Here is an 18465-nt window from a genome sequence, read left to right as displayed (position 1 = left end):
CAACAGACGCCGCAAGCCCCAAACACCTCGTGCAAATGCCTTTTTCCCGTCCGCTTGCGATCCTGCTCGCCTTGCTGATCCTCATTGTCTCGCTGGATGGGCTTGGCGATCGCAAACTCGCCAATCCCGACGAAGGCCGCTATTCGGAAATTTCGCGGGAAATGGCGCTATCCGGAGATTTCGTCACGCCACGATTGAATGGCCTCAAGTATTTCGAGAAGCCGCCTTTGCAATACTGGGCGACTGCCATTGCCTTCAAACTATTTGGCGAAAGTGAGCTCACCGCGCGCCTCTATACCGCGCTATGTGGCCTTGGTTGCATCTTGCTGATTGCATATACCGGAAAACGCCTGTACGACGAGGAAACCGGCTTGCTTTCAGCGCTGGTGCTGCTCTCCGCGCCCTATTTCACTGCGCTCAACGAAATCGTCACCCTCGACATGGGTTTGACCTTCTGGATGACGCTCACCGTATCGTCATTCCTGATTTCGCAATGCACGGCAACGGAAGACTCCCGCCGCCGCTGGCTTTGGATGGCATGGGTTGGGATGGCAGGCGCGATCCTGTCAAAGGGTCTGATCGGCATTGTGTTTCCGGCCGCCGCATTGGTTCTCTACTGCGTTATCCAGCGCAATTTCCGCCTGATCGCCCAACTGGAATGGATGCGCGGGCTGGTAATTTTTACCGTGCTGGTCCTGCCGTGGTTTGCACTCGTCTCTGTTCAAAACCCTGAGTTTCTTCAGTTTTTTTTCATTCATGAACATTTCGAGCGATTCACCAGTACCACCCACCGCCGCGTGGGAGATTGGTGGTTTTTCCTGCCGATATTGTTTGCCGGTTTTATTCCATGGGTTGCCGCGCTGATACCGGCGATCATCTCCGGTTGGCGGTCATCCGCGCGACTTGCCGGCCAAAACCGCATATTTGCGCCGCTCAAATTCGTCCTGCTTTATTGCGCGTTCATCCTGCTATTTTTCAGTTATTCCGGCTCCAAGCTTCCGGCATACATCCTGCCGATGTTTCCCGTGTTGGGACTGGTGATCGGTGTGTACCTGCGAAATATTGATGCCCGGCGACTCGCCTGGCTGGCGTTGCCGGTGTTTCCATTGGCGCTGTGGGGTGCATACGCCGCCTGGCTGGCCCCGATGAAGAAGGCATCGGAGGATTTCAGCCGGCCTTTGTACGACGAAATGAGTCTTTGGGTCATCGCGGCTGCGTTGCTGGTCGCAACGCTAACGCTGTTCGCCTTCTTTGTGTTGCGATATCACCGCAAGTGGCTCGGTGTCCTGTTGATTTCAATAGGTACAATCGTCGGCGTCGAACTCATCGAGCGCGGCTACGAGCTAATTTCGCCGCTACAATCAGGCGCGAATCTCGCCCATTCCATTCGTGGCTATCTCAAACCTGAAACCCGCCTTTATGCGGTTCAATTCTACGACCAGTCATTGCCGTTTTATCTCAAGCGTACGCTGACACTGGTGAATTACGTCGATGAATTCGAACTTGGCGAGACGCGTGAACCCGGCAAATGGATCAAGCGGCTGGAAGATTTTCCGGCTGCCTGGAATGTCACGGGGCCGGCCATCGCTATAATTCAACCTCGCGAGGTCGATAAAATGAAGGCGCTGGGCCTGGCGTTCGAGATTATTCATCAGGATCCGCGTCGCGTGGCTATTCGAAAGCTTTCCCCACCTTGAATATCACCAGTTTCTCCCTGATTCTTACCGGCGTACTGTTGAACGCGGCGGCGCAATTGCTGCTCAAGACCGGCACGACGCGCGTCGGGCATTTTGAATTCAGCAGCAGCAATCTCGTTCCCATCGGCTGGCAGCTCGCCAGCCAGCCGCATATCCTTGCCGGTCTTTGCTGCTACGTCGTCAGCGTGGTGGTGTGGATCATGGCGTTGTCACGTGTGCCCGTCAGCGTCGCTTACCCGATGTTGTCCATCGGCTACGTCGTCAATGCATTTGCGGCCTGGTGGCTGTTCGGTGAATCGCTGGCCGCTCAGAAACTGCTCGGTATCGGCTTTATTGTGGTCGGCGTGTGGCTGGTGGCGCGATCCTGATGTCCGAGAAATTTCTCCATTTTTCGCGGCCCACGCTGACTGAAGAGATGGGCGAGGCCATCAAGAAAACCCTGCTTTCCCTGCAGATCACCAGTGGTCCACAGGTTCAGGCTTTCGAGAAGGCGCTTTCGACCTATCATGGCGACCGGCCTGCCCGGGTTTTCACATCGGCGACAGCGGCCATGGAAATCGCATTTCAAATATGCAAAATTGGCGCCGCCAGCGGAGGCCGCGGCACGGACGAAGTCATTACCTCTGCCATGACATTTTTTTCTGTTGGCAACATGATCGAGAAAGCCGGTGCCCGGACGGTGTTTGTGGATTGCGATCTGACCACCCGCAATATTGATCTTGACCAGGTCGAGCGTGCTATCAGCCTTAACACCAGGGCGATTGTGCCTACTCATTTCTCAGGCTTGCCCTGCGACATGGATCAGCTCTACGCGCTCGCCAGCAAGCACAAGTTGCGCGTCATCGAGGACGCCGCACTGGCCATCGGCTCATCATGGAAAGGCCGCAAGATTGGTGCGTTCGGCGATATCGCGACGTTCAGCTTTCACCCGAACAAGAACATGACCACCATCGAAGGCGGCGCGGCAATCTTTGCGGATGAGGCGGAAGCAAGACGTGCCGAGGTTCTGCGTTTCCACGGCATCACCAAACTGGCCGACGGCACCCGTGATGTGGATTATCCCGGTGGCAAATTCAACATGAGCGACGTCTCGGCAAGATTGGGGCTGGCGCAATTGTCGCTGCTTGACGGCTGGTGCGCAAGGCGCTGCGAATTGGTCGATACCTATTTTTCAGAACTTGAAACACCGGCTTTGAGTCCCGGTCTCTCGTTACCGGCCAAAGCTCATGAAAGTGACTATGAGGGGCACAGCTGGAACATGTTCTGCGTGCTGCTGCCACTCGATCGCATGCGCGTTTCCCGCAAGCAATTCATCGACGAAATGGCGACCCGCCAAATTGGCATCGGCGTATCGTACGAAGCGATGCATCTTTCTACCCTGTTTCGTAACAAAGGACATCGTGAAGGCGAATTTCCCAATGCCGAGCGCATTAGCCGCGAGACCGTGACGCTTCCATTGTTCCCGTCAATGACGTCTGAGGATGTCAAACGCGTATGCGATTCCGTGCGCGAAATCCTCCAACGGCATAGCTTCTGATGAACACACCATTGGTTTCGGTCGTCATACCGGTCTATAACGAGGAGGCGGGACTCCCAACGTTGTTTTCGCGACTTTACGCCGCGCTGGACCGGCTGGCCTGTACGTACGAAATCATTTTTGTCAATGACGGCTCAACCGATCGTTCGGCGGCATTGCTGCGTGAACAATTCCAGCAACGTCCGGACGTGACGCGCGTCATTCTGTTTAACGGCAACTACGGCCAGCACATGGCCATCATGGCCGGTTTTGAGCGCTGCCGGGGTGACCGCATTGTCACGCTGGACGCCGACTTGCAGAATCCACCGGAAGAAATCGGCAATTTGATGGCCGAGATGGACAAGGGCTTTGACTACGTCGGCAGCATACGCCGGAAGCGCCAGGATTCGGCATGGCGGCGCGTCGCCTCGAAGGCCATGAACCGGTCGCGAGAACGACTCACCCATATCAAAATGACCGACCAAGGGTGCATGTTGCGCGCGTACAGTCGCGACATCATCAATGCCATCAATCAGTCGCGCGAAGTCAGCACCTATATCCCGGCGCTGGCGTATTCGTTCTCACAAAACCCGACGGAAATCGAAGTCGCACATGAAGAACGTTCGGCGGGAGAATCCAAGTATTCGCTCTATAAGCTCATTCGTCTGAATTTTGATCTGGTCACCGGATTTTCGACCGTGCCACTGCAGGTCTTCTCGCTTATTGGTATCACCATTTCCCTCCTGTCTATCGCTTTTGTGGTGTATCTATTCATTCGCCGGCTGATCGTCGGCCCTGAAGCAGAAGGTCTGTTCACCCTTTTCGGCATCGCTTTCTTCCTGATCGGTGTCACGCTGTTCGGCATCGGCTTGCTGGGCGAATACGTGGGCCGAATTTATCAGCAAGTCCGCGAGCGCCCGCGCTACCTGATTCAAGCCGTACTTGAAAAAACAGAATGACCTCGGCGGTTGTATTTGCATACCATAACGTAGGCGTCGCCTGTCTTTCGGTACTGCTCAAGCACAATATTGACGTAAGGCTAGTTGTCACGCATCGCGACAACCCTGAGGAAAAGATCTGGTTCGAAAGTGTTGCAAAGCTCGCGGGCGCCCATGGTATTCCTGTCGCAATGCCCGACGACCCCAACGCGCCCGATTTCGTCGCGCAGACCGCGGCCCTCAAGCCGGATTTCATTTTTTCATTTTACTATCGGATGATGCTTAAGACGCAATTGCTGGCGCTCGCCTCGCGGCGCGTTCAACATGCACGGCTCGCTGCTGCCCAAGTATCGCGGTCGCGTGCCGATCAATTGGGCCATCATCAAAGGCGAGACCGAGACCGGCGCGACATTGCACGAAATGGTGGAAAAGCCTGATGCAGGACGCATCGTTGATCAGCAGGCAGTCTCCATCGGGCCGGATGAGACATCGTTTGACGTGTTCAACAACGTCACGCGAGCGGCGGCAACGGTGCTAGATCGTGCGTTGCCCGCGCTGGTCGCTGGCATAGCCACGCTGACGTCACAGGATCTCGGCGCGGGCAGCTACTACGGTGGGCGAAAGCCCTCCGATGGCGTCATCAACTGGCACGATAGCGCCCAGAACATTCACAACCTTGTTCGTGCCGTGGCGCCGCCTTATCCAGGCGCTACCACGACGGTCAAGGGTCAACCGCTTACCATCACCCGCACGGCATTGGCACCAGCACACTTCACGCACAACAATCCGGGTGTATTAAACGTTAGCTCAACTCGATGCATCGCTTTATGCGGTGATGGCCGAATGCTGCGCGTGCTGGAAGCACGAATCGATGGGAAAATACACGATGAGGCCGCCCTGTGCGATATTTTTGGCGTTGGCGTGCATCCTTTGGGAATTTATTGATGAGTGATTCGGCAGCAGGCACATTTTGTGTGACCAAGCATCGGTTGGAAGCCTTGACCGACGGTATTTTCGCCGTCGCTATGACCCTGCTAGTCATTGAGCTTAAGATTCCTGAAATGGCCCACCCCCGGACAGAAGCGCAATTTCTGGGCGCGCTTGGGCATCTCATTCCCAAGTTTATCGCCTGGTTAATCAGCTTTTTCGTGTTGGCGATCTTTTGGGTGAGCCACCATCGTTTTTTTCACTTCGTGCACCGCGTTGATGCGAAGCTTTCATGGCTGACAATTTACTACCTCGCCTGCGTTAGCCTCATGCCATTTTCGTCAGCGCTGGCAGGCGAGCATGCTGGCCTGCTGTCTTCGCAAATCTTCTATTCGGTCAACATGATGTTGCTTGGCGGGGTGGCCTTGCTCAAGAGCCGCTATGTGTACCGTCATCCCGAACTCTGCGGCACACCGATGCCGATCGGTGTGTTCAAGGGAGCGCGGATACGTACCTCCGGGTTGATTGCTGTCGCCCTGACTGCCATTGTGATTACATGGGCGTTGCCAGGCTGGGGCGCAATCGGCAATACCGCCTTTATGCTCATGATCGTATTCGGCATGATCGGTCGGCGTGTCGAAGCCCGCGAATCCGCCATTAAACAATCAGCCATTCAAAGTGTATAAAACTCCATGAAAAAAATCCTCATCCTCGGTGTCAATGGCTTTATCGGCCACCACCTTTCCAAGCGCATCCTTGCGACCACCGACTGGGACGTCTATGGCATGGACATGAACAGCGAGCGGGTGCAGCCGTTCCTGGATAATCCTCGTTTTCATTTCTTTGAAGGCGATATCACCATCAACAAGGAATGGATCGAATATCACATCAAGAAATGCGATGTTGTGCTGCCGCTGGTGGCGATCGCCACACCGGCAACTTATGTCAAGGATCCACTGCGGGTCTTTGAGCTGGATTTTGAGGCGAATTTGCCGTTCGTTCGCTCCTGCGTCAAATATCGCAAGCGCATCATTTTTCCGTCGACCTCCGAGGTCTACGGTATGTGCGCGGATGAGGAATTCGATCCACATTGCTCCAACCTCGTGCTCGGTCCGATTGAGATGCAGCGCTGGATTTACTCCTGCTCCAAGCAGTTGATGGATCGGGTCATTTTCGCCTATGGATCACGCGACGAACTTGATTTCACGTTGTTCCGGCCGTTCAACTGGATTGGCGCGGGACTGGACAGCATCCATACCGCGAAAGAAGGCTCCAGCCGCGTAATTACACAATTCTTTGGCCATATCGTCCGTGGCGAGGCGATAAAGCTGGTCGATGGCGGCCAGCAGAAGCGTGCCTTCACCTATGTGGATGATGGCATTGCGGCGCTGATGAAAATCATCGGCAATGAAAACAATGTCGCGACCGGGCAGATTTACAACGTTGGCAATCCGAAAAACAATTTCTCCGTGCGTGAATTGGCGACCATGATGCTGGATTTGGCTGCAACGTATCCGGAATACAGGGACGCTGCCGCGAAGGTGAAACTGGTGGAAACCACCTCGGCTGAGTATTACGGCAAGGGCTACCAGGACGTGCAGAATCGCGTTCCAAAAATCGAAAATACAATGAAGGATCTGAATTGGGCGCCGCAAATTGGCATGCAGGAGGCACTGAAAGGTATATTTGACTCGTATCGAAAAGAACTTGATGAAGCCCGGCACTTGGTGGATTGATCATGACCGAATTGAATGAAGCGATCGTTGGTGTCGTAATGGGGTCCCAATCTGACTGGGAAGTCATGCAGCACGCGGCAAAGGTGTTGAAAGACTTCGGTGTTCTTTTCGAGCACAAAGTGGTGTCCGCCCACCGTACGCCCGATGCCATGTTCGAATATGCGGAATCGGCGCGCGAGCGCGGGCTCAAGTGCATCATTGCCGGTGCCGGCGGTGCCGCGCACCTTCCCGGCATGATCGCCAGTAAGACCACCCTGCCGGTGCTGGGTGTGCCGGTGCCTTCAAAGCACCTTGCCGGGCAGGACTCGCTATATTCGATTGTGCAAATGCCCAAGGGCGTGCCGGTTGCAACTTTTGCCATCGGCGAGGCCGGCGCCGCGAATGCTGCCCTTTTTGCCGTAAGCCTGCTGGCCAATGGCGATCCTACTCTTGTCAACAAACTCGCGGACTACCGGGACAGCCTCAAAGAAATGGTGGCTGCGATGCAGTTGCCCGACATCCTGTGATCCTCCCGGGTGAAACACTCGGACTGGTGGGTGGTGGCCAGCTCGGTCGCATGTTTACCATGGCCGCACGTAATCTGGATTACCGCGTCACGGTACTCGATCCCGACCCGCTGTCGCCAGCGGCTGAGTTTGCCACCGGACATCTCAACACCGCTTACACGCATCCGATTTCGCTGGAAGAAATGGCGAAAACCTGCGCAGCCGTCACGACTGAATTCGAGAATGCACCTGCCGCGGCGTTAATTGAACTTGCGCTTCACACGACCGTTCGTCCCAGCGGCAACGCGGTGGCCATCGCTCAGGACAGGAGTGTCGAAAAGCGTTTCTTTCAGTCAAATGGCTTTCCGGTCGGCCCGTTCGCGGTGATTCGTTCCGCGGGGGATTTCGATGCCGCGCTGAAACACGTGAAATTGCCGGCTGTGCTCAAGACGGCGCGTTTTGGTTATGACGGCAAAGGGCAGGCCAGAATCAGCTCCCGTGCCGATCTTGATGCAACGTTTTTTGCCTGGAACGGCGCACTGTGCATACTCGAAGAATTTCTGCCCCTTGAGCAAGAGCTGTCGGTCATTCTTGCAAGAGCGGCGAACGGCAAAGTCGCCCTTTTCCCGGTCGCGGAAAATCAGCACGTCCGCGGTATTCTCGACATCACAATTGCGCCTGCAAGGGTCGCTGACGCTCTGGGTGCAGCCGCGTTTGACATCGCTGCGCGCCTTGCTGACAAGCTTGAATACGTTGGTGTGATGGCAGTAGAGTTTTTTGTCATTGCCGGCAACGAGCAAAGTGGCCTGCTGATCAATGAAATCGCCCCACGCCCCCACAACAGCGGACATTTCACTATCGACGCTTGCCGTACCTCGCAGTTTGAACAGCAGGTGCGCGTTCTGTGCGATCTGCCACTTGGTGATACGTCCCAGCACACACCGGCCGTGATGCTGAATTTGCTGGGCGACTGCTGGCGGGGCGACCATCACGAAATCGCACCGGACTGGCAGCACGTTCTGAAGCATCCCGGCGCGCATCTGCATCTTTATGGCAAGCGCACCGCACGGCCAGGCCGGAAGATGGGACACGTCACAGTCTGCGACGCGAATCTGGAGCGGGCGCTGGAGATCGCGCTGCAAATCAAGCGTGACCTTGCAAACTCATAAATCCAAACGCCTGGGTCGTCGCGTCAAAGGGTCAATATCCTTCTATACCGGAGTCTGACCATGAGTAATCTCGAGAAACTGAAGCGTCTCGGCGGGACCCTGGCATGTGCCGGCCTGGTTGCGATGGTCCCCACCGCACACGCCTGGGATTGGAACGTGCTCTGGGGCGGCAAGACAGTGAGGGGTTCGGGCGTCATGAAAATCGAGACGCGTAACGTCACCGAATTCAACAAAATCGCGCTCTCCATACCAGCCAAGGTTGAATTAATTCAGGGCAACACTGAAGGAATCACCATCGAGGGTGATGACAATATCGTGCCGTTGGTTGAGACCGCGGTCAGGAATGGCGAACTCAAAATACACTTTGCCGAGAAGAACATATCTGTCAGCACCAAGCTGCTGAGACTGGTCGTCAATGTCAAAACCGTTGAAGGATTGTCAGTGGCGGGATCGGGGGACTTGCATGCCGCGCAATTGCAGTCGGCGACGTTGAAGGCCGGCATTGCCGGCTCAGGTGACGTGAATATCACCCGGCTAGACGTTGATTCGTTAACGGTCTCCATCGCGGGCAGTGGGAATTTTTCTGCCGGTGGCAAGGCAAAAACCGTCGAGACCGACATTGCCGGATCGGGTAACATCAAGATTGGCAATCTCGAGGCCAATGCCGTAAAGGTGTCGGTGGCGGGTTCCGGCGATGCCACCATCTGGGCCACAGACAGCCTCAAGGTCAGTGTGGCCGGGTCAGGCGACGTCAAATATTATGGCGATCCCAAGGTCAGCAAATCGTTTGCTGGATCAGGAAGCGTGAAGCGGCTAGGCGCCGCGCCTTGAGGTTTTGTTCGGCCAGCAACGTGAACAAGCGCCGCACTTGTTATAGTGTTTCTGTGTGAAATTTAGCGCGAAATGTAAAAGCACAAGAACTGGCGGGGCTTTCCGGGCATAAATGCTTGAAACGCCTCGCCAAATGGCGCTTTCAAGTTTTCAGTTTCGAGGTGAAATTTTTCCGAAACTTGCTTAATTTCGGTGACACCACCGCCATGCAATAGCCCTGATGCGGGTTACGTTTGAAGAACTCCTGATGATAGTCTTCGGCGGGATAAAACACTCCCGCCGGTGCGACTTCAGTCACGACAGGATCGTCCCACACCTTGCCGCCCCCGACAGATTGAATCACCCGTTCGGCGATCTCTTTCTGCTCGGCAGTATGATAAAAAATTACCGATCGATACTGCGTGCCGGCGTCATTGCCTTGGCGGTTCAGCGTCGTCGGATCGTGAACCGCGAAGAACACTTCCAGGATCTCGCGGAAAGAAATAACCGACGGATCGAACATGACCTGAATCACTTCGGCATGACCGGTCCGACCACCGCCGATATCTTCATAGGTCGGGTTGGCTGTAGCGCCGCCCATGTAGCCAGAGACGACATCCTCGACCCCGCGCAGGTCATCGAAAACGGCTTCTACACACCAAAAACAGCCGCCGCCCAATGTGATGGTTTCTGCTTGCGTCATGTGGTCATCCTTTGTCGGCTATCGCGCCGGATTGGGCGGCGGAATGGCGGAGAAATTGATATCCCCGTAGTAGGCACGAGTTCTTTCGCCAGTGTTGTCGGTATCGGTCATGAGGCCGATGCCACGAATGCGCCCAGGCGCCTCGCCATATATGCGTCGATAGTCGTCGGCCACATTGCGTGCAAACGAAAGCCAGCGGCCCGATCTTGAGATTCCGCTCTCCACCACTACCATTTGAACGCGGCTAGTGTGCTTGCTTTCAATGATGTCGTTGACCGGGCGATGATTTTCCCAGATATACATGATGGTGGCGTAAGGCATTTCCCTGCCAGTCAAGGCTTTCACGCGTCCCGCAATTGCGCGCTCCTCGACATCCAGCTTGCTGTGGTCACCATCAAAGGTCAAGATCACGCGTACCGGCGAATCATCGCGATTGTGGTCAGTGTTGTCAGCGCTTTTGATCAGCGCCGGCACCCGCCAACGCCACGTGAGCCGCGGCGTCTGGTTCACGTCAATATCGAGCTCCCGGATAATGCCGGAAGCTGATTGATCGGCATCAGCCCGCACCACCGTCATGCCATCCTCATCCTTGACCAGGCGGTACTCGGTATTGCGTTTGAAGCGCGAGAGTATCCAGGGTTGCCAGCCACCGGGCAATTCTCCGCCCGGCGCGGCTTCGGAGAACGTCGCCACGCCATCGTACCGATGGCCGTTTACACTTTCCGACGGAAACGTGGCGCAGCCGGCAAACGCGAGCGCCATTGCGGCTACGCCGGCACCTCTGAATATGGAGCCGTTACTTTGCGAAATTTGCGGCAACGAATTCCCAGTTTACGATTGCCCAGAAGCCCTTGAGGTAATTCGGGCGGCTATTGCGATAGTCGATGTAGTAGGCGTGCTCCCATACGTCGCACGTCAGTAGCGGGGTCAGGCCCTGCGTGAGCGGGGTGGCGGCATTGCTGGTGCTTTCCAACGATAGCGAACCATCCGCTTTCTTGCACAGCCACGCCCAGCCGGAGCCGAATGTGCCAGCGGCTTTCGCGTCAAACTGTTTCTGGAATTCCTCAAATGACCCAAACTGCTTGTCGATCGCCGCAGCCAGCGCGCCTGAGGGCTTTCCACCACCGCCCTGCGACGCCGGCTTGAAACCGAGAAAATAGAAATCGTGGTTCCAGATTTGGGCGGCGTTATTGAAGATCGGCCCTGCGGGTGCTTTCCGTACCACTTCTTCCAGCGTCAGGTTCTCGAATTCAGTGCCCTTGGCCAGGTTATTCAGGTTGGTTACATAGGTGGCGTGGTGCTTGCCATAATGAAAATCAATGGTTTCGGCGGAAACATGCGGTACAAGCGCATCCTTTGCGTAGGGCAATGGGACTTGGGCGAAAACGGTCATGGCGACTCCTGTAGGTAATGTGTAATACGACAGATTGCAGATGGGCTCAAACGAGAATTTCGCAAGCCCGCTGAAGAAATGTGAACAACATTTTCGCAGTTTTTTGCCGGGCCAGCCATGATAGTTTCTTTTCAATAACACTGAAAAAGTAACGGGCACTCGTGGTGCCCGTTTGAATTATTGCATGCGACGCATTTATAACGTGGCTTATCCGGCCTGAATCACCGCGCACGCGATACGTGGCCCGGCATTGCCGGTAGGCTGGGTTTTGTAATCGTCAGCATCGCGATGCACGATCATGCCCCGGCCGATTACGCTGGTGGCTCCTGGCGACACGGTGATTACATCCATCATCACTGACATTTTTGCATGACCGGCGGCATCGGCTTTCAGCGCGGGCAGATCACCCGCATGGCGCTCCATTCCCTCGTGCGCGCCGTGGGGCTTGCCGAGCGGATTGAAATGTCCACCCGTACTCATGCCATCACCGGAGCTGCAATCGCCTTTTTCGTGAATGTGGAAGCCATGTTCGGCGTTGGGCTTTAGTCCACTCAGATTCGCCTCGACTCGGACCTTGTCGCCGACTTGCGTGAAGGTAACCGTACCCGTTGCCGTGTTTCCTTTGGTCGATTCAAGCTTTGCCAACGCTATCGGACCGGATGCGCCCACATGCGCACATGCGGCGAGCACCGACGCGACCGTAATGCCAAGTATTTTATGATTCAAGCAAATCTCCTGATTGGGTCGATGCGGACTACTTTTTGGCCGGTTTGGCATCTTTTGCGGGCGCAGCGCCCTTAGCCGGGGGAACGGCCGGCGCCGGAGCCGCCGCAACGATGATCGCGGTTGGCTTTGGAATCGGTTTGCCTGCTTTCTTCATGTTCGCCTGAAAATTTTGCACGGCCTTGTCCTCGGAAGCCGCCTGCAGTGCCTTGGCCTTGTCTGCGGCGGCCTTGTCTTTCTCAGCCTTGGCTGCGGCAACGGCAGGATCCGGCGGAGGTGCTGGGGGAATTTTAGCCAATGCAGACGTGCCGATTGTTGCGATGCCAAATGCCAACACGAATTGTGAAATTTTCATCATCATCTCCGTTAGTCGTCGCCGGCCGCGGGTTGGGCGGCACCAACAATTTTTTCAGCACGCTTGCCTGCCTTCACATCGTTGTACCAAAGTTCGTGATGTTCTTTCGCCCATGTTTCATCCACATATCCTTCACGCATACCTTGCAACGCGCCTTCGGTACCAATTGTTCCCAGGTAGATATGTGCAAAGGTCATGCACGCAAATAGGATTGCGCCCACCGCATGCACCAGATTCGCCTGTGCCATCAGCTCACGCGCAGTATTCCAGTTGGGAAACAGCATGATCAGGCCAGAGACACTTACCAACGTACCAAAGCAAACAACGCCGAGCCAGAACCAGACCTTCTCTCCGCCATTAAAACGACCGGACGGAACTTCATGCTCGGACAACATGCCGCCGAACTTGGACAGCCAGGCGATGTCCGCGCCGGTCATGAAGTTATCTTTCACGTAAATGAAAAATGCCACGACGATCGAAAACATGAACAACGGCCCGATGAAGTTGTGAACCAGCAGACCTGTCGCGATGACCCATGAGAACGCCGGTGCACCCAGGACTGGCAACAAGAGGTACTTGCCGAACAGCGTAATCATGCCCGTCGCGGCAAGGGCCACGAAAGAAAGCGCCATGGTCCAGTGCGACATTCGCTCGACACTATTGAAACGTTCAACCAAGCGCCCGGTCGGTTTGCCATGCAGCTTGATGGAACCCTTGATCGCGTAAAAAACCAGCAGTAACGCTGGCGCAATCAACAATAAAATACCGCCGTAAAAGGTCACGGGGCCGTTGCGAACACCACGCCACCACTGACCCTGATCTTCGACCAGCACGTTCGTTTCGCGCCCCGCGACGGACGCATATTGCGCCTTCTGCTCCACCTCTGACCACTTCGGTGGATTGTTCCAGCCGACAGCCGCCGTGCTTCCTGCAGCCAGCGCAGGCGCGGCTGTGACTACCTCTGCGGCTGGCGATGGCGCCGCAGCAGGCGCCGTTACCACTGGCGCATTGACAGGCGCCGCAGGCTGTTGCGCATGCGTGATGCCAGATGCAAGTACCAGCGCGCCGATAAACCAGGTCATCGTACATTTTCCGAATTTCATGATCATCACCCTCTTCTCCTATTTCTTGACATCGGTGCGAAGGTACTCATTCTGGGTATTGCTGCGCTGCGAAAGCGCGGCTTCCCATTTCTTCTTGTCGCCGCCGAATTGTGTGCCGTCCGCCGCGCGCGTATCTTTCTTGCCGGCGTAGACTTTTTCGGATTTTGCGTTCTGATCGATTTCGCCGCAGGCGCCCACCATCAGCGTGGCCAGCGACAAAGCGAGAATGCGTGCTTGGCGGGCCATCATGCTTTTGCTCCCAAGGGTGCAATCCGCGCATCCATCTTGTACGCTTGCGCCCAGCCCCAGACTTCCTCACCTTTGCGACGGGTCTGCACTCGCTGCTTGTAGATGGACGCAATGACATCGCCATCACCGGCCAGCAGCGCTTTGGTGGAACACATTTCGGCGCAGGCGGGCAATTTGCCTTCAGCAAGCCGATTGCGACCATATTTCTTGAATTCGGCGTCGGTGTTGTTCGCTTCCGGTCCCCCCGCGCAGAACGTGCACTTGTCCATCTTGCCGCGCAAACCAAAGGCGCCTGCCTGCGGAAATTGTGGGGCGCCGAAGGGACATGCGTAAAAACAATATCCGCAGCCGATGCAAAGATCCTTGTCGTGCAGAACCACGCCTTCTTCAGTCTTGTAAAAGCAGTCCACCGGGCACACCGCCATGCACGGCGCGTCAGTGCAATGCATGCACGCCACCGAGATCGAACGCTCGCCTGGCTTGCCGTCGTTCACCGTCACCAGGCGCCGGCGATTCACGCCCCACGGCACCTCGTGTTCACTCTTGCATGCCGTCACGCAGCCGTTGCACTCAATGCAGCGCTCGGCGTCACAGATAAATTTCATTCTTGCCATGATGAGTTCTCCTGATATCCGTGAGGGTTAAGCCGCCGAAACCTGGCATAGCGTGGTTTTGGTTTCCTGCATCATCGTCACGCTGTCATAGCCGTAGGTGGTGGCGGTGTTAACGGCCTCACCACGTACGATTGGTGCCGAGCCTTCCGGATATTTGTCGAGCAGGTCCTTGCCTTGCCACCATCCTGAAAAATGAAACGGGATAAACGTAGTGCCGGATGCAACGCGTTCAGTCACGAGCGCCTTGACCTTGAGCTTTGCGCCAGTCGGCGACATGACCCAGACATACTGGTTGTTCTTGATGCCGCGCGCTTCCATCTTTGGGATTGATCTCGACGAAATTTTCTTGCTGCAATTCGGCCAGCCACGGGTTGGACCGCGTTTCCTCGCCACCACCTTCGTATTCCACTAGGCGCCCGGACGTCAAGATCAAGGGAAACTCCTTGCTGATGTCCTTGTTCTTTTCCTGTACCGACTTGTACAGGGTTGGCAAGCGCCAGAAGGCTTTCTTGTCGTCGTGGGTCGGATATTTGGCGACCATATCCGGACGCGGGCTATAGATCGGCTCGCGATGCTGCGGAACTCCGTCAGGGAAATTCCACACCACGGCGCGCGCCTTGGCATTACCGAAGGGATGGCAGCCATGCACTTTCAACACAACGCGCTGAATGCCGCCGGACAAATCAGTTTTCCAATTCTTGCCTTCCGCGGCTTTCTGCTCGGCCTCGGTCAATTCTGACCACCAGCCCAGTTTCTTCATCAGCACATGGTCGAACTCGGGGTAGCCGGTAGTGATATCCGCTCCTTTGGAATGCGAACCATCCTCCGCCAGCAAATTGACACCTTCGCGATCCACGCCAAAATTTGCGCGGAAGTTTCCGCCGCCTTCCATGACATGCTTGCTGGTGTCATACAGATTGGGCGAACCCGGATGCTTGAGGGCCGCGTTGCCGTAACATGGCCACGGCAGCCCGAAATAATCGCCATTCATGTTGTAACCGGTTTCTTTGTCAACCACGTCCTTGGTGCAACGCAGCGTTTTCACGTCGAACGCGTCCATATGGCGCATGTGCGCTTTCAGGCGCTCCGGCGATTGTCCGCTGTAGCCGATGGTCCACGTACCCGCATTGATTTCGCGTAGGATGTCTTCGACGACAGGTTCATCCCCTTTGAGCGCGATGTTCTGCTTGCCGTTGGCCTTGCCCAGCAATTGATCGCCGAAGCCGAATTTCTTGGCAAGCAAATACATGATGGTGTGATCAGGCTTGGACTCAAACAGCGGTTCGATGACCTTTTCACGCCACTGAATCGAACGATTCGACGCCGTTACGCTACCCACGGTTTCAAATTGCGTCGCGGCGGGTAACAGGTACACGCCCTCCTGGCGATCTGGCATTGCGGAAGTTGCTGTCGGATAGGGATCAATCACGACCAGCAAATCCAGTTTCTCCATTGCCTGCTTCATTTCCACGCCGCGCGTCTGCGAATTCGGCGCATGCCCCCAGTACACGCAAGCGCGCAGATTGCTTTCCTGATCGATGAGTTCGTTCTTCTCCAGTACGCCGTCGATCCAGCGCGACACGGTCATGCCAGGCTTTTCCATCATCGCCTGGGAGGCGTACTGCGCCTTGATCCAGTCGTAATCGACGTTCCAGACTTTCGCCCAATGCTTCCACGAACCCGTCGGCAGGCCGTAGTAGCCCGGGCAACGAATCCGGATTCGGGCCTACATCCGTGGCGCCCTGCACGTTGTCGTGGCCGCGGAAGATATTTGCGCCACCGCCGGATGTGCCGATATTGCCCAGCGCCAGTTGCAGGATGCAGGAGGCGCGCACCATCGCGTTGCCAATCGTGTGCTGCGTTTGCCCCATGCACCAGACAATGGTGGACGGGCGATTCTTGGCCATCGCCTCGGCCGCGGCATAGACCTCGGCTTCCGGCACCCCGCAGGCTTCTTCCACCGCCTTCGGGTTCCACTTCTTCATCACATCTTCCTTGACCTTGTCCATGCCGAAGACGCGGTCATTGATGTATTGCTTGTCTTCCCAGCCGTTGCTGAAGATGTGATACAGCATGCCAAACAGGAACGGAATATCGGTACCCGAACGAATGCGAATGTACTGATCGGCCTTGGCTGCCGTGCGTGTGAATCGCGGATCAACCACGATCATGCGCGCGCCGTGCTCCTTTGCATTAAGCATATGCAGCATCGACACCGGATGTGCTTCCGCGGCATTGGAACCGATATACAGCGCACATTTGGTGTTCGACATGTCGTTGTACGAATTGGTCATCGCGCCATAGCCCCAGGTATTGGCGACGCCCGCGACCGTGGTCGAATGGCAGATGCGCGCCTGGTGGTCGCAGTTGTTGGTGCCGAACAGCGACACGAACTTGCGCATCAAGTATGCCTGTTCGTTGTTGTGCTTGGAGGAACCGATCCAGTACACCGCGTCCGGGCCGCTTTCCCTTTTTATCTTCATCATCTGGTCGCCGATCTCGTTGATCGCCTGTTCCCAGCTGATGCGCTTGTATTTGCCACCGACCAGCTTCATCGGATATTTGAGGCGATGCTCGCCGTGGCCATGTTCGCGAATCGCGGCACCTTTTGCGCAATGCGCACCGAGGTTGATTGGTGAATCAAATACCGGCTCCTGGCGCACCCACACGCCGTTTTGCACCACCGCATCAATGGCGCAGCCGACCGAGCAATGGGTGCATACGGTGCGCTTGATTTCCAGCTTGCCTTCAGCGACAGCATCCGCCGCCTGTGCTTTGCGCACCATCGAGAACGGCAACTGGGATGCGAAGGCCCCTGCGCCGGCGGCCATGCCGGAACGTCGCAGGAACGCGCGGCGATCCATAGTGCCCAGGGCAGTATTCATCCTTTGTGCAAGACCGGACGCGGCATCTTTTTGTACGTTGCTGGATTTCTTGGTCAATAACATGATTGTCTCCTCGCGGTTCCAGAAATTCGCTAAATGCGCGTCGTTTCGTAGTACTGACGGATGTGATCCGTCTCGTGATAACCCTTGATTTTTTTCTCGGCCGGCACGGCGGTGACCTCAAGCGCCTTTTGTACACCACCGCCGGAGACGACGGCCGCAACGGCGCCCGCACTTCCCAGTGTCACGCCCAACAGGAATTTCCGGCGATTGGAAGTGGCTGGCTCAGCAGGTTTCTGTTCGGGTTTCATTTCGTACCTCCATCCATTGGGTCATTCGAATAAGTCCGTTTCCAGCAATTTCCTACATTTCAAAAGCTTGAATTTCAATTTCAAAAAAGGTCTGGGCAAATGCGGCCGCTTTTCTATAGTAATTTGATTTTTCATTTTGTGTTATTGCGGCGCAACATTGCAGCGCCCAAGGCTGCAAATGTTTAGCGAAGAATGCACGCTGCTGTCCAATCTCTGCAGGTGAGTCGGCAACATCTCCCAAAATCATGGCGCGCATCACATCGCAAAGTGCCGCCAGATGATCTTCCGGTTCCGTGACCGCCGGGTCACGTGCAAAACCTAGCGCGCTCAGGTCGCCGCGCAATTCCGCCAGCGGTTTTTCATTCATGAAGCCTGACAAATAGAACGATCCGAACAGCATCACCGGAGGGCGTCCCACGCCGACAAATACGGCTTCGTACTCTTCCGCGACCGCATCGTGACTGACCACGGCGGACGCTGCCGCCAGCGCCGCCCACGCTTTCGCGAGGCCATCTGCAGCTTCGCCTTCGGGTTCGGCGGAAAGCATCATCGCCCGCAACAAGGCTTCATCCGGCGCACGGTAAAAGAGCGTCGCCAGCAGCGCGTAGAAATCAGCGCGCACCTGGTCTTCCGGGTCGATCAGGCGAGGGTTGTTCAAACTGAATGGCTTGCATGGCGGCTTGTCATTGCAAATCGGTTTTCCCGTGAGTATTGACGCCTCTTCCTTATTCGACATCATGTCAACCACGCGACAATCAGCGCACATCTGCAAGCGTTTCAATTTTCCGTCACCCTGAAACATCGAATGCCCTGAAAGTTTTTTCAGCATCTTGTCGATCATTACTTGGTGC

At 55.9% G+C, this 18465-nt stretch carries 19 protein-coding genes and 2 pseudogenes; 10 read left to right on the top strand and 11 right to left on the bottom strand.

Annotation, left to right across the window (positions count from 1 at the left end):
* The first annotated feature begins 35 nt into the window (after positions 1-35).
* The 10 genes and pseudogenes from IPP88_12895 to IPP88_12850 all read left to right on the top strand — a co-directional run bounded on the left by IPP88_12895 (position 36) and on the right by IPP88_12850 (position 9299).
* Complete coding sequence (locus IPP88_12895) at positions 36-1697, top strand: glycosyltransferase family 39 protein (protein ID MBL0123583.1); 1662 nt, start codon at positions 36-38, stop codon at positions 1695-1697.
* On the top strand, positions 1694-2065 hold the full coding sequence (locus IPP88_12890) for an EamA family transporter (protein MBL0123582.1): 372 nt from the start codon (positions 1694-1696) through the stop codon (positions 2063-2065). The genes IPP88_12895 and IPP88_12890 overlap by 4 nt, the downstream gene beginning before the upstream one ends.
* Positions 2065-3234, top strand: coding sequence for a DegT/DnrJ/EryC1/StrS aminotransferase family protein (locus IPP88_12885; GenBank protein MBL0123581.1), 1170 nt, complete (start codon positions 2065-2067; stop codon positions 3232-3234). The genes IPP88_12890 and IPP88_12885 overlap by 1 nt, the downstream gene beginning before the upstream one ends.
* Positions 3234-4172, top strand: a complete 939-nt coding sequence (locus tag IPP88_12880) for a glycosyltransferase (GenBank protein MBL0123580.1) — start codon at positions 3234-3236, stop codon at positions 4170-4172. Before IPP88_12885 ends, IPP88_12880 begins: the two co-directional genes overlap by 1 nt.
* A pseudogene (locus IPP88_12875) lies at positions 4169-5096 on the top strand (formyltransferase). The gene IPP88_12880 and the pseudogene IPP88_12875 overlap by 4 nt, the downstream one beginning before the upstream one ends.
* Positions 5096-5764, top strand: a complete 669-nt coding sequence (locus IPP88_12870) for a DUF1211 domain-containing protein (GenBank protein MBL0123579.1) — start codon at positions 5096-5098, stop codon at positions 5762-5764. Before IPP88_12875 ends, IPP88_12870 begins: the two are co-directional and overlap by 1 nt.
* A 6-nt stretch (positions 5765-5770) precedes the next feature.
* Positions 5771-6814, top strand: a complete 1044-nt coding sequence (locus IPP88_12865) for a bifunctional UDP-4-keto-pentose/UDP-xylose synthase (protein ID MBL0123578.1) — start codon at positions 5771-5773, stop codon at positions 6812-6814.
* 2 nt (positions 6815-6816) lie between these two features.
* Positions 6817-7320 carry a 5-(carboxyamino)imidazole ribonucleotide mutase gene (gene purE, locus IPP88_12860; GenBank protein ID MBL0123577.1) on the top strand — a complete coding sequence of 168 codons (504 nt, stop codon included), beginning with the start codon at positions 6817-6819 and terminating at the stop codon, positions 7318-7320.
* Positions 7317-8468 carry a 5-(carboxyamino)imidazole ribonucleotide synthase gene (locus IPP88_12855; protein ID MBL0123576.1) on the top strand — a complete coding sequence of 384 codons (1152 nt, stop codon included), beginning with the start codon at positions 7317-7319 and terminating at the stop codon, positions 8466-8468. Before purE ends, IPP88_12855 begins: the two co-directional genes overlap by 4 nt.
* A 60-nt stretch (positions 8469-8528) precedes the next feature.
* Positions 8529-9299 (top strand): DUF2807 domain-containing protein, encoded by a 771-nt coding sequence (locus IPP88_12850; GenBank protein MBL0123575.1) that lies wholly within the window; start codon positions 8529-8531, stop codon positions 9297-9299.
* 142 nt (positions 9300-9441) lie between these two features.
* On the opposite strand, the gene msrA is transcribed toward IPP88_12850, so the two are convergent.
* From msrA to IPP88_12795, 11 genes and pseudogenes are all read right to left on the bottom strand, one after another.
* Positions 9442-9981: a peptide-methionine (S)-S-oxide reductase MsrA gene (gene msrA / locus IPP88_12845; GenBank protein ID MBL0123574.1), complete on the bottom strand. Its 540-nt coding sequence runs from the start codon at positions 9979-9981 to the stop codon at positions 9442-9444.
* 18 nt (positions 9982-9999) lie between these two features.
* Positions 10000-10743 carry a DUF3047 domain-containing protein gene (locus IPP88_12840; protein ID MBL0123573.1) on the bottom strand — a complete coding sequence of 248 codons (744 nt, stop codon included), beginning with the start codon at positions 10741-10743 and terminating at the stop codon, positions 10000-10002.
* Between the two features lie 34 nt (positions 10744-10777).
* On the bottom strand, positions 10778-11374 hold the full coding sequence (locus tag IPP88_12835; protein MBL0123572.1) for a superoxide dismutase: 597 nt from the start codon (positions 11372-11374) through the stop codon (positions 10778-10780).
* A 207-nt stretch (positions 11375-11581) separates the two neighbouring features.
* Positions 11582-12151 carry a superoxide dismutase family protein gene (locus tag IPP88_12830; GenBank protein MBL0123571.1) on the bottom strand — a complete coding sequence of 190 codons (570 nt, stop codon included), beginning with the start codon at positions 12149-12151 and terminating at the stop codon, positions 11582-11584.
* Positions 12129-12452 (bottom strand): hypothetical protein, encoded by a 324-nt coding sequence (locus IPP88_12825; GenBank protein MBL0123570.1) that lies wholly within the window; start codon positions 12450-12452, stop codon positions 12129-12131. The genes IPP88_12830 and IPP88_12825 overlap by 23 nt, the downstream gene beginning before the upstream one ends.
* A gap of 11 nt (positions 12453-12463) precedes the next feature.
* Entirely contained in the window at positions 12464-13561 is a 1098-nt protein-coding gene (locus IPP88_12820; GenBank protein MBL0123569.1) for a formate dehydrogenase subunit gamma, read from the bottom strand.
* Positions 13562-13573: 12 nt separating this feature from the next.
* Positions 13574-13804 carry a hypothetical protein gene (locus IPP88_12815; GenBank protein ID MBL0123568.1) on the bottom strand — a complete coding sequence of 77 codons (231 nt, stop codon included), beginning with the start codon at positions 13802-13804 and terminating at the stop codon, positions 13574-13576.
* The gene (locus IPP88_12810; GenBank protein ID MBL0123567.1) at positions 13801-14418 is read right to left on the bottom strand and encodes a 4Fe-4S dicluster domain-containing protein; all 618 of its coding nucleotides are present in this window, start codon (positions 14416-14418) and stop codon (positions 13801-13803) included. The genes IPP88_12815 and IPP88_12810 overlap by 4 nt, the downstream gene beginning before the upstream one ends.
* Positions 14419-14445: 27 nt before the next feature.
* Positions 14446-17366 (bottom strand): annotated as a pseudogene (locus tag IPP88_12805) (formate dehydrogenase subunit alpha).
* A gap of 29 nt (positions 17367-17395) precedes the next feature.
* Positions 17396-17614 (bottom strand): hypothetical protein, encoded by a 219-nt coding sequence (locus IPP88_12800; protein MBL0123566.1) that lies wholly within the window; start codon positions 17612-17614, stop codon positions 17396-17398.
* A 52-nt stretch (positions 17615-17666) separates the two neighbouring features.
* Positions 17667-18350, bottom strand: a complete 684-nt coding sequence (locus IPP88_12795) for a molecular chaperone TorD family protein (protein MBL0123565.1) — start codon at positions 18348-18350, stop codon at positions 17667-17669.
* Positions 18351-18465: the final 115 nt, after the last annotated feature.

The sequence above is a fragment of the Betaproteobacteria bacterium genome (genome assembly GCA_016720925.1).
Taxonomy (GTDB): Bacteria; Pseudomonadota; Gammaproteobacteria; order Burkholderiales; family Usitatibacteraceae; genus UKL13-2.
Note: the sequence above shows the minus strand (reverse complement) of the source record. Positions and strands in the feature narration are given on the sequence as shown.

Excerpts from the sequence above, each read along its gene's own strand:
- IPP88_12895 (MBL0123583.1), top strand. The coding sequence starts at position 36 with ATGCCTTTTTCCCGTCCGCTTGCGATCCTGCTCGCCTTGCTGATCCTC.
- IPP88_12885 (MBL0123581.1), top strand. The coding sequence starts at position 2,065 with ATGTCCGAGAAATTTCTCCATTTTTCGCGGCCCACGCTGACTGAAGAG.
- IPP88_12880 (MBL0123580.1), top strand. The coding sequence starts at position 3,234 with ATGAACACACCATTGGTTTCGGTCGTCATACCGGTCTATAACGAGGAG.
- IPP88_12870 (MBL0123579.1), top strand. The coding sequence starts at position 5,096 with ATGAGTGATTCGGCAGCAGGCACATTTTGTGTGACCAAGCATCGGTTG.
- IPP88_12865 (MBL0123578.1), top strand. The coding sequence starts at position 5,771 with ATGAAAAAAATCCTCATCCTCGGTGTCAATGGCTTTATCGGCCACCAC.
- purE (MBL0123577.1), top strand. The coding sequence starts at position 6,817 with ATGACCGAATTGAATGAAGCGATCGTTGGTGTCGTAATGGGGTCCCAA.
- IPP88_12850 (MBL0123575.1), top strand. The coding sequence starts at position 8,529 with ATGAGTAATCTCGAGAAACTGAAGCGTCTCGGCGGGACCCTGGCATGT.
- msrA (MBL0123574.1), bottom strand. The coding sequence starts at position 9,981 with ATGACGCAAGCAGAAACCATCACATTGGGCGGCGGCTGTTTTTGGTGT.
- IPP88_12840 (MBL0123573.1), bottom strand. The coding sequence starts at position 10,743 with ATGGCGCTCGCGTTTGCCGGCTGCGCCACGTTTCCGTCGGAAAGTGTA.
- IPP88_12835 (MBL0123572.1), bottom strand. The coding sequence starts at position 11,374 with ATGACCGTTTTCGCCCAAGTCCCATTGCCCTACGCAAAGGATGCGCTT.
- IPP88_12830 (MBL0123571.1), bottom strand. The coding sequence starts at position 12,151 with ATGCCAAACCGGCCAAAAAGTAGTCCGCATCGACCCAATCAGGAGATT.
- IPP88_12825 (MBL0123570.1), bottom strand. The coding sequence starts at position 12,452 with ATGAAAATTTCACAATTCGTGTTGGCATTTGGCATCGCAACAATCGGC.
- IPP88_12820 (MBL0123569.1), bottom strand. The coding sequence starts at position 13,561 with ATGATCATGAAATTCGGAAAATGTACGATGACCTGGTTTATCGGCGCG.
- IPP88_12815 (MBL0123568.1), bottom strand. The coding sequence starts at position 13,804 with ATGATGGCCCGCCAAGCACGCATTCTCGCTTTGTCGCTGGCCACGCTG.
- IPP88_12810 (MBL0123567.1), bottom strand. The coding sequence starts at position 14,418 with ATGGCAAGAATGAAATTTATCTGTGACGCCGAGCGCTGCATTGAGTGC.
- IPP88_12800 (MBL0123566.1), bottom strand. The coding sequence starts at position 17,614 with ATGAAACCCGAACAGAAACCTGCTGAGCCAGCCACTTCCAATCGCCGG.
- IPP88_12795 (MBL0123565.1), bottom strand. The coding sequence starts at position 18,350 with ATGTCGAATAAGGAAGAGGCGTCAATACTCACGGGAAAACCGATTTGC.